General features: G+C 68.4%; 9 protein-coding genes. 6 read left to right on the forward strand and 3 right to left on the reverse strand.

From position 1 onward, the window contains the following. Nucleotides 1-82 precede the first annotated feature (82 nt). Together JSQ98_RS14700 and JSQ98_RS14705 are read left to right on the forward strand one after the other, a co-directional pair. Complete coding sequence (locus tag JSQ98_RS14700; RefSeq protein ID WP_211650324.1) at nt 83-1,663, forward strand: ABC transporter permease; 1,581 nt, start codon at nt 83-85, stop codon at nt 1,661-1,663. Further along, nucleotides 1,663-2,229 carry a nucleoside/nucleotide kinase family protein gene (locus JSQ98_RS14705; RefSeq protein ID WP_211650326.1) on the forward strand — a complete coding sequence of 189 codons (567 nt, stop codon included), beginning with the start codon at nt 1,663-1,665 and terminating at the stop codon, nt 2,227-2,229. Before JSQ98_RS14700 ends, JSQ98_RS14705 begins: the two co-directional genes overlap by 1 nt. Here the strand turns inward: JSQ98_RS14705 and JSQ98_RS14710 are convergent, their stop codons facing one another. The 3 genes from JSQ98_RS14710 to JSQ98_RS14720 are packed head-to-tail and all read right to left on the reverse strand — an operon-like array spanning nt 2,230 to nt 4,543. Continuing rightward, nucleotides 2,230-3,054: a MetQ/NlpA family ABC transporter substrate-binding protein gene (locus tag JSQ98_RS14710; RefSeq protein WP_090147207.1), complete on the reverse strand. Its 825-nt coding sequence runs from the start codon at nt 3,052-3,054 to the stop codon at nt 2,230-2,232. Between the two features lie 53 nt (nt 3,055-3,107). Further along, nucleotides 3,108-3,788 carry a methionine ABC transporter permease gene (locus tag JSQ98_RS14715; RefSeq protein ID WP_090147210.1) on the reverse strand — a complete coding sequence of 227 codons (681 nt, stop codon included), beginning with the start codon at nt 3,786-3,788 and terminating at the stop codon, nt 3,108-3,110. Further along, nucleotides 3,785-4,543 carry a methionine ABC transporter ATP-binding protein gene (locus JSQ98_RS14720; protein WP_090147214.1) on the reverse strand — a complete coding sequence of 253 codons (759 nt, stop codon included), beginning with the start codon at nt 4,541-4,543 and terminating at the stop codon, nt 3,785-3,787. The genes JSQ98_RS14715 and JSQ98_RS14720 overlap by 4 nt, the downstream gene beginning before the upstream one ends. A 96-nt stretch (nt 4,544-4,639) precedes the next feature. Here JSQ98_RS14720 and JSQ98_RS14725 point away from each other — a divergent pair, with 96 nt between their 5' ends. From JSQ98_RS14725 to JSQ98_RS14740, 4 genes are all read left to right on the forward strand, one after another. After that, nucleotides 4,640-5,071 (forward strand): OsmC family protein, encoded by a 432-nt coding sequence (locus JSQ98_RS14725; RefSeq protein WP_090147216.1) that lies wholly within the window; start codon nt 4,640-4,642, stop codon nt 5,069-5,071. Nucleotides 5,072-5,080: 9 nt separating this feature from the next. Continuing rightward, entirely contained in the window at nt 5,081-5,686 is a 606-nt protein-coding gene (gene purN, locus JSQ98_RS14730) for a phosphoribosylglycinamide formyltransferase (RefSeq protein WP_211650327.1), read from the forward strand. A gap of 74 nt (nt 5,687-5,760) precedes the next feature. Beyond that, a complete protein-coding gene (gene purH / locus JSQ98_RS14735) occupies nt 5,761-7,419 on the forward strand; it encodes a bifunctional phosphoribosylaminoimidazolecarboxamide formyltransferase/IMP cyclohydrolase (RefSeq protein WP_090147221.1) in 1,659 nt (552 codons plus the stop codon). Between the two features lie 92 nt (nt 7,420-7,511). Next, nucleotides 7,512-7,865: a hypothetical protein gene (locus JSQ98_RS14740; RefSeq protein ID WP_090147223.1), complete on the forward strand. Its 354-nt coding sequence runs from the start codon at nt 7,512-7,514 to the stop codon at nt 7,863-7,865. Nucleotides 7,866-8,105 lie beyond the last annotated feature (240 nt).

The raw sequence follows: 8,105 nt of genomic DNA on the forward strand, positions 1-8,105 counted from the left end.
TCTCGGCCCGTGGGGCGTTGCAGCGTGGACGCTGGCGGCGGCCCTGCCGCTCGCGTTCCTCGCCCTGTTCTTCGTTTGGCCGGTGTTCTCGCTCGTCGCGACGGGGTTCGTCGACGGGGGACGACTCGATCTGAGCGGTCTGCCAGAGGTGTTCGGCGCCGAACGCACCTGGCGGGTCATCGGTCAGACGTTCGCCCAGGCGGGGCTCGCGACTGCGCTCTCCCTCGCGCTCGGGGTACCAGCCGCCTACGCGCTCTACCGTCTCGATTTTCGCGGCAAGCGGGTGCTGCAAGGGGTGCTCACGGTGCCGTTCGTGCTGCCCTCGGTGGTCGTCGGCGTCGCATTCTCGGCGTTGCTCGGACCGGGAGGGCCGCTGGGATCGTGGGGGCTGGACCAGAGCTTCGCCGCGGTCGTACTCGCACTCGCATTTCCGAACGTCGGCGTCGTCGCCCGCATGGTCGGCGGGTTCTGGGCCCGCCTCGACGACACCTCCGAGCAGGCCGCGCGAGTGCTCGGCGCATCACGGGTGCGCGCCTGGTGCATCGTGACACTCCCCGCGCTCGGCCCCGCCATCGCGTCGGCCGCGGCGCTCGTGTTCCTCTTCTGCTCCACCTCGTTCGGCATCGTGCTCATTCTCGGCGGCACCGCCTTCGCGAACGTGGAGACGGAGATCTACCGGCTCACCGTTCAGTTCCTGGACCTCCGCGGTGCGGCGGTGCTGTCGATCGCCCAGTTCGCGATTGTGGCCGCCGCGCTCGCCGTGTCGGCGCAGTTGCGCCGCGCCGGAGAGCGCGCGGTCGTGCTGCGCGAGGAGCGGGGGCGCGGAACGCCTCCACGGCGAGTCGATGCTCCGGTGCTGACGCTGGTGGGGGCGACGCTGCTGCTGCTGCACGTGCTCCCGCTCACCGCTCTGGTGACGCGCTCGCTGAGGGACCGGGAAGGGAGGTGGACGCTGGCGAATTACGCCGCGCTCGCAGATCCGCCGGAAGCGCTGCCGATCGATGGCACGGTGCTCGAGGCCATCGGAGCCTCGCTCCGCATCGCCGCGGTGGCTGCCCTCATCGCTATCGTGCTCGGCATGCTGCTGGCCCTCGTCCTCTCCCGTCGCCCTCGCACCCGATCGCTCCGACGGGGCATCGAGGCCTTCGACGCGCTCGTGATGTTGCCGCTCGGCGTATCAGCAGTGACGCTGGGCTTCGGTCTGCTCCTGACCATGAATCGGCCACTCGGCATCGGGTTCGATCTGCGAACTTCGACCGTCTTGATCCCGATCGCTCAGGCCCTCGTCGCGCTGCCGCTCGTCGTGCGCACGCTGCTGCCCGTGCTCCGGGGAATCCCGACCGAGCTGCGCGACGCGGCGTCGTCGCTCGGCGCCGGCCCGCTCGCGATGCTGCGCGCCATCGATCTGCCCCTGCTCGGACGTTCGGCGGGGCTCGCGCTCGGCTTCGCCTGTGCGACCTCGTTGGGGGAATTCGGAGCCACGTCCTTCCTCGTGCGACCCGGGGAGCAGACGCTCCCGGTCGTGGTCGCCGCGCTGATCGGCCATCAGGCACCCGAGAGCTACGGGGCGGGGCTCGCGGGGGCGGTCGTGCTCGGCGTGCTGACGGCCGGCATCATGCTGGCGGCCGAACGCTGGCGCACGGACGGGAACCGGGAGTTCTGATGGTGGATCTGGATCTCGAGGAGCTCGCCGACTGCGACGTGCTGCTCATCGACGGCCGCTCCGGCTCGGGGAAGACGCATCTCGCGGAGCGTATGGTGCAGACGTTCGCGGCCCTGCGCCGGCCTGCGCAGGTGCTGCACGTGGAGGCGCTGTACCCGGGGTGGGATGGGCTCGCCGCCGGGTCGCTCGCGCTCGCGGCCGCGCTGCGAACGAGCAGCTACCGTGCGTACGACTGGATCGCGGCTGCATTCGGTGTCCGCGAGCGCATCGAACCGCGGGTTCCGCTCGTGATCGAGGGATGCGGTGCGATTACCGCTGAGAACCTCGCAGCGGCCGAGAACTGGGCCGCCGCCGCAGGAGCGGCACTGCCTCGGGTGCGCAGCGTCTGGCTCGAGGTCGAGGCGGTGACGCGAAAGCGCCGCGCGCTCGCACGCGATGGTGAGGTCTACGCCCCGCACTGGGACCGCTGGGCCGCCCAGGAGGAGGAGCTGTACGCGTGGCACCGTCCGTGGGAGCTCGCCGATCGTACGATCACCATCTCCGCCTGCGACGACCCGATCGGGTGATTAGAAGGCCACCGGGACTTCTGCGTCCTCGAGCGCCTGACGCACCTCGTCGCTGTGGAACGCCTCTGCGAGTGCGGCGACCTCCGGCGAATCGGCGTTGTCCTCGCGGGATACGAGCGAAACGGCGAACTGAGGGTCCTGCTCCACGGCGATCGCATCCTCATCCGGTGTGAGGCCCAGCTGGCGGGCGAACGTGCCGTGCAGGAAGACGGCGTCGGCCTCAGGGTACGCCGCCGAGAGCTGCATGATGTCGACCTCTACGAAATCGAGGTTCTTGGGGTTCTTCGTGATGTCGTCGACCGTCACCGACCAGGTGTCTGCGTCTGCGTCGAGCTCGATCAGTCCGGCCTTCGCGACCATCTGCAGTGCCCGGGCGGCGTTCGAGGTGTCCTGCGGAATGACGATGCGGCCTCCTTCCGGCACTTCGTCCATGCTCGCGTGCGTGCTCGAGTACATCCCGACCACGGTCAGATACACGGGCTCGATGACCACGAGCGACGCGTCGTTGCCCGCGTTGAACTCTTCCATGAACGGCGGATGCTGCACGAAGTTGGCGTCGAGCTCCCCGTGCTGCAGCATCGAATTGGGCTGCACGTAATCGGCGACCTCGACGAGTTCGATCTCGTACGGTGCCGCAATCGCCTCGGCTGCGGCCTCCACGACGTCAGTCATCGGAGTGGTGGTCGCCGCGACCTTCAGCGTCCGCGTCTCCTGGCCTCCTCCCGCGCCCGAGCCATCGGCAGCGTCTGGGCCAGTGGCGCAGCCGGCGAGGGTCAGGAGAGCGGCGGTGGCGGCAGTGGCGGTGATGATCAGGCGATGGCGCATGGGGTGCTTTCTGTCGAGGATGGGGGATCGAGGGGGAGGGTCGTCCGCACCGCTCAGCGGTGATCGATCGCGCGGGAGACGCGTGTGCCGACGCTCTGCAGCAGCATGACGCAGGCGACGATGAGCGCGATCGTGACGTACATGAGAGTGAAGTCGTACTGGTGGTAGCCGTACCGCATCGCGAAGTCGCCGATGCCGCCTCCGCCGACGACGCCGAGCACGGTCGAGTAGGAGACGAAGCTGATGGTCGCCGATGTGAGTGCGTAGACCAGACCGGATCGCCCCTCGACGAGGAGGAAGCGGAACACGGTCTGCGGAATGCTCGCGCCCATCGACTCCGCCGCGAGCAGCAATCCGCTCGGCAGTTCGAGCAGAATCTGCTCGGTGAGGCGGGCGTAGATGGCGACCGCGACGAAGCCGAGTGGGAAGGTCGCGGCCACGGTGCCGAAACTCGTGTCGAAGACGAGGCGCGTGAGGGGAATCATGAAGACGACGAAGAGCAGGAACGGGAAGGAGCGCACGATGGTGACGTACGCGTTGGCGGCGCTCCAGATCGCACGTCTCGGCATGACGCCGCCCGGTCGTGTGAGGGTGATCACGATGCCGAGCGGAGTGCCGAGGACGACCGCGACGATAATCGACGCGAGCACCATGTAGCCCGTCTCGCCCAGTGCTCGGGCGATCTCTCCGCCGTGCTCCCCGAAGACGCGGTCGAGCTCGTTCCAGAAGTTCAAGATGCGAGCCTCGATTTCACGTGATCGAGGTATCGGGGCTCCCGGTGCTGTGCGACTCGGGGAACCTCGACGATGTCGAGCAGGCGTCCTCGCTCGAAGACCGCTGCGGCGTCGCACACGGCCTTCACCGCGTCGAGTTCGTGGGTGACCAGTGCGATCGTCGTTCCGAACTCCGCCCGGGTCGCCTGCAGCAGTTCGAGAATCTCCGCCGTCGTGTGCGTGTCGAGCGCGGACGTGGGTTCATCGCACAGCAGCAGTTCAGGGTCGGTGACGAGTGCGCGGGCGATCGCCACTCGCTGCTGCTGCCCCCCGGAGAGCTGAGCCGGATAGCGGTCGGAGAGCCCTGCGAGCCCGACGAACTCCATCATTGCGGTCACGCGCGCGGGGTCGCGGCGATGCTGCAGGCGCAGCGGGAGGGCGATGTTCGCGCGCACCGTGAGATTGCCGAGCAGGTTGAAGTGCTGGAAGACGACGCCGATCCGGTGCCGCATGGCGCGCAACTCGCGAGAGCCGAGCGCGGCGAGATCCGTACCGCTGACGATCACGCGTCCGCTGGTCGGCAGGTCGAGACCGTTCATGAGTCTCAGCAGTGTGGATTTCCCCGCGCCGCTCTCGCCGAGCACTCCGAAGATCGAACCGCGAGGAATGTCGAGGCTGACATCGGAGAGCGCGTCGACCTCCGCCTCACCGTGAACGAAGCGACGACTCACGCCGTCGAAGACGACCGCCGTCGAAGTGGTCGTTGCGTCGCTCATCAGCTCTTCACCACAGTGCTTTCATGAAATATATTAGTTAGACTGGGTCTAACATAGAGTGCGCAGCCCGCAACCGCAAGTCACGTCAGGAGCACCATGCCGAGCAGCGAAACGACGCACCGAACACCCGAGCCACCGATCTACACCGCAGTGGCCCGCAACTCCGACGGCATCAGCGGGGAGAGCTTCGTCGACGGCGGCCTGCGCGTGCGCGTCGCGTCGCCGACCGCGGAGAATCGGGCGGGAGCCACGAACCCGGAGGAACTGCTCGCCCTGTCGTGGGCGACATGCCTGAACGCGGCAGCTCGCGTCGTCGCGGGGCCGGGCACCGACGTCGAAGCAACCGTGGAGATCTCGCTGCACCCGCTGGCCGACCAGGGGTTCGAATTCTCCGGAGCAGCCGAACTGCGCTTCGACGGCGTACCGCTCGACGAGGCGCACGCGCTCGCCGCAGCCGCGCACGAGCGCTGCCCGGTGTCCCGCATGCTCAGCGGTCGCTCGGCAGTACGGGTGACGGCCGTCGCGTAAACTGATGCGGTGCTGAAAATCGCGGTTCTCATCTCCGGTGGCGGCAGCAACCTCAAGGCGCTGATCGACGCGACCGCCGACCCCGATTTCCCGGCAGAGATCGCCTGCGTCGGATCAGACACCGACGCGCCCGGCCTGGAGCACGCGCGCGCCGCAGGGATCCCCGCATTCGTCGTGCGACCCCGCGACTCGGACTCTCGGGAGGCGTGGGGCGAGGTGCTCACCGCGGCGATCCAAGAGCACCACGTCGGCACCGGCCCGCACCCCGGTCTCGTGGTGAGTGCCGGACTCATGCGTATTCTTCCCCCGGGCTTCGTGCGCGCTTTCAGTCCCCGCCTCATCAACACGCACCCGGCACTGCTTCCCGCATTCCCCGGGGCCCACGCGGTGCGCTACGCGCTCGCCGCCGGCGCCGAGCGCACCGGGGTCACCGTGCACGTCATCGATGAGGGCGTCGACACCGGCCCGGTGCTGCGACAAGCCGCCGTCGATGTCCGCCCCGGCGAGACCGAAGCCGAGCTCCACGAGCGGATCAAGCAGCTCGAACGCCCCCTGCTCGTGCAGACCGTGCGAGAGATCGCACTCGGAGAGCTCGCGCTGCCCGGCGCGCGGTGATCCTGCGCTCGATCAGCGCCTCAGCACCCGAATCGTATCCAGACTGCGAACACCGACCTAAGGAGTCCCGCCGCATGGCAGTTCAGAGCCACGACCCCAGCCTCTACGAGCACCGCGATGTCGTGCCCGTGCGACGCGCGCTGATCTCGGTCAGCGACAAGACGCGCTTGCTCGACCTTGCCGGCGCGCTCGCCGAGAACGGGGTCGAGATCGTCTCGACGGGTTCGACCGCTGCGACGATCCGCGAGGCGGGCCACGCCGTCACCGATGTCTCCGAGGTCACCGGATTCGCGGAGGCCCTCGACGGCCGCGTGAAGACACTGCACCCCGCCGTGCACTCCGGACTGCTCGCCGACCTGCGCCTCGCCGACCATCGCGCGCAGCTCGACGCGCTCGGCTACGCGGCGTTCGAGCTCGTGGTCGTCAACCTGTACCCCTTCGAAGAGACGGTCGCATCGGGCAAGCCGGCAGCCGACGTCATCGAGAACGTCGACATCGGCGGCCCCGCGATGGTGCGGGCGAGCGCGAAGAACCACGCGAACGCGGCGATCGTCGTTTCGCCCGGACGCTACGACGAGATCATCGCCGCCGTGCGGGCCGGCGGAACGACGCTCGCCCAGCGCCGCTCGCTCGCCACTGAGGCGTTCGTGCACACGGCCCAGTACGATGCCGCCGTGGCGAACTGGTTCCTCGAGCAGGAGGACGCCGAGTGGGGCGAGGCGCCTGCCGCCGAAGCCGATTCGAGCGAGGCGTCGATCGACAGCATCTTCGAAACCACCGAGGGGTACGTCGGCTACGAGGTCTTCGGGCTCCGCGAATCGGTGCTGCGGTACGGCGAGAACAGCCATCAGCGGGCCGCACTCTTCACGGAGAACGAAGGATCGGGCATCGCACAGGCCGCGCAGCTCCACGGCAAGGAGATGTCGTACAACAACTACGTCGATGCCGACGCCGCGCTCCGCGCCGCGTTCGATCATGAGCGCCCTGCCGTCGCCATCATCAAGCACGCGAACCCCTGCGGCATCGCCGTCGCGCCAGAAGGTGCGGCCGACCCGATCGCCGCCGCTCACGAACTCGCGCACGCGTGCGACCCCGTCTCCGCGTTCGGCGGCGTGATCGCGGCGAACCGCATCGTCACGAAGGCGATGGCGGAGACCGTCGCCGGGATCTTCACCGAAGTCATCGTCGCTCCCGGCTTCGAGCCCGACGCCCTCGCCGTGCTCACGCAGAAGAAGAACGTGCGACTGCTGGTGCTGCCGGCCGACTACCAGCCGAACCCCGTGGAGCTGCGTCAGGTCTCCGGCGGGTTCCTGCTGCAGGATTCCGATCGCTCCTTCGCACCGGCATCCGAGTGGACGCTCGCGACGGGCGAGCCCGCTGATGCCGCGACGCTCGCCGATCTCGAGTTCGCGTGGCGTGCGAGCCGCGCCGTGAAGTCGAACGCCATCCTGCTCGCGCAGGGGGGTGCTTCGGTCGGTGTCGGCATGGGCCAGGTCAACCGCGTCGATTCCTGCCGCCTCGCGGTGGAGCGCGCGGGAGACCGCGCGCGCGGATCGGTCGCCGCCTCCGACGCGTTCTTCCCGTTCGCCGACGGCCTGCAGGTACTGCTCGACGCCGGCGTGCGCGCGGTCGTGCAGCCGGGCGGGTCGGTCCGAGACCCCGAGGTCGTCGATGCGGCTCAGGCAGCAGGCGTGACCATGTACTTCACGGGCGAGCGGCACTTCTTCCACTGATCCTCTGATCTGCGGTTTTTTCCTTCATTCATCTGGTGTGAGCAAGCCTCGCCTTCGTTGCGGCAGGGTGCTCGCCCCGGGAGAATCGAGACGTGGAAATCGTCAAGGGAATACTCATCGTCCTGCACATCGTCGGATTCGGCGCGGTGTTCGGCAGCACGCTCGCACAGTTGTCGGCGGTGAAGGAAGCACGCGCTCGTATCACTCCTGGCATCTTGCACGGCGCGTGGTTGCTGCTGGCGACCGGCCTGCTGCTCGTCGGCATGGTCTACGCGACCGGAGGCCAGCCGAACAACGCGAAGATCGGCGTGAAGCTCGTCGTGCTGCTCGTGCTGATCGCAGTCGTGCTCATCGGCCGGAAGAAGCAGCCCGTTCCGGGTGGATTCCTGGGCGCCATCGCCGGATTGTCGGTGGTGAACGTGGTGCTCGCCGTGCTCTGGCACTGATCCTCGATCGACGAAGACCCCCGGGAGGCTGAGCCTCTCGGGGGTCTTGCTGTGTGCCGGCGGGTCCGTTTGCGCCCGTCGCGCAGTGGATTCGGCGCCCGTGCGGTTTCCGGGTGGGTGTCTGGGTGGGGGTTAGTGCCAGCGTGCGCCCCAGTGGTGTGATTGGCCTGCTGGGCTGATGTGTTGGGGGATGCCGAGCGGGTTGGTGTCTTGGAGTGCTTCGGGGAGGAGTGCTTGGGG

Source organism: Leucobacter manosquensis, from assembly GCF_018304845.1.
GTDB classification, from domain to species: Bacteria; Actinomycetota; Actinomycetes; order Actinomycetales; family Microbacteriaceae; genus Leucobacter; species Leucobacter alluvii.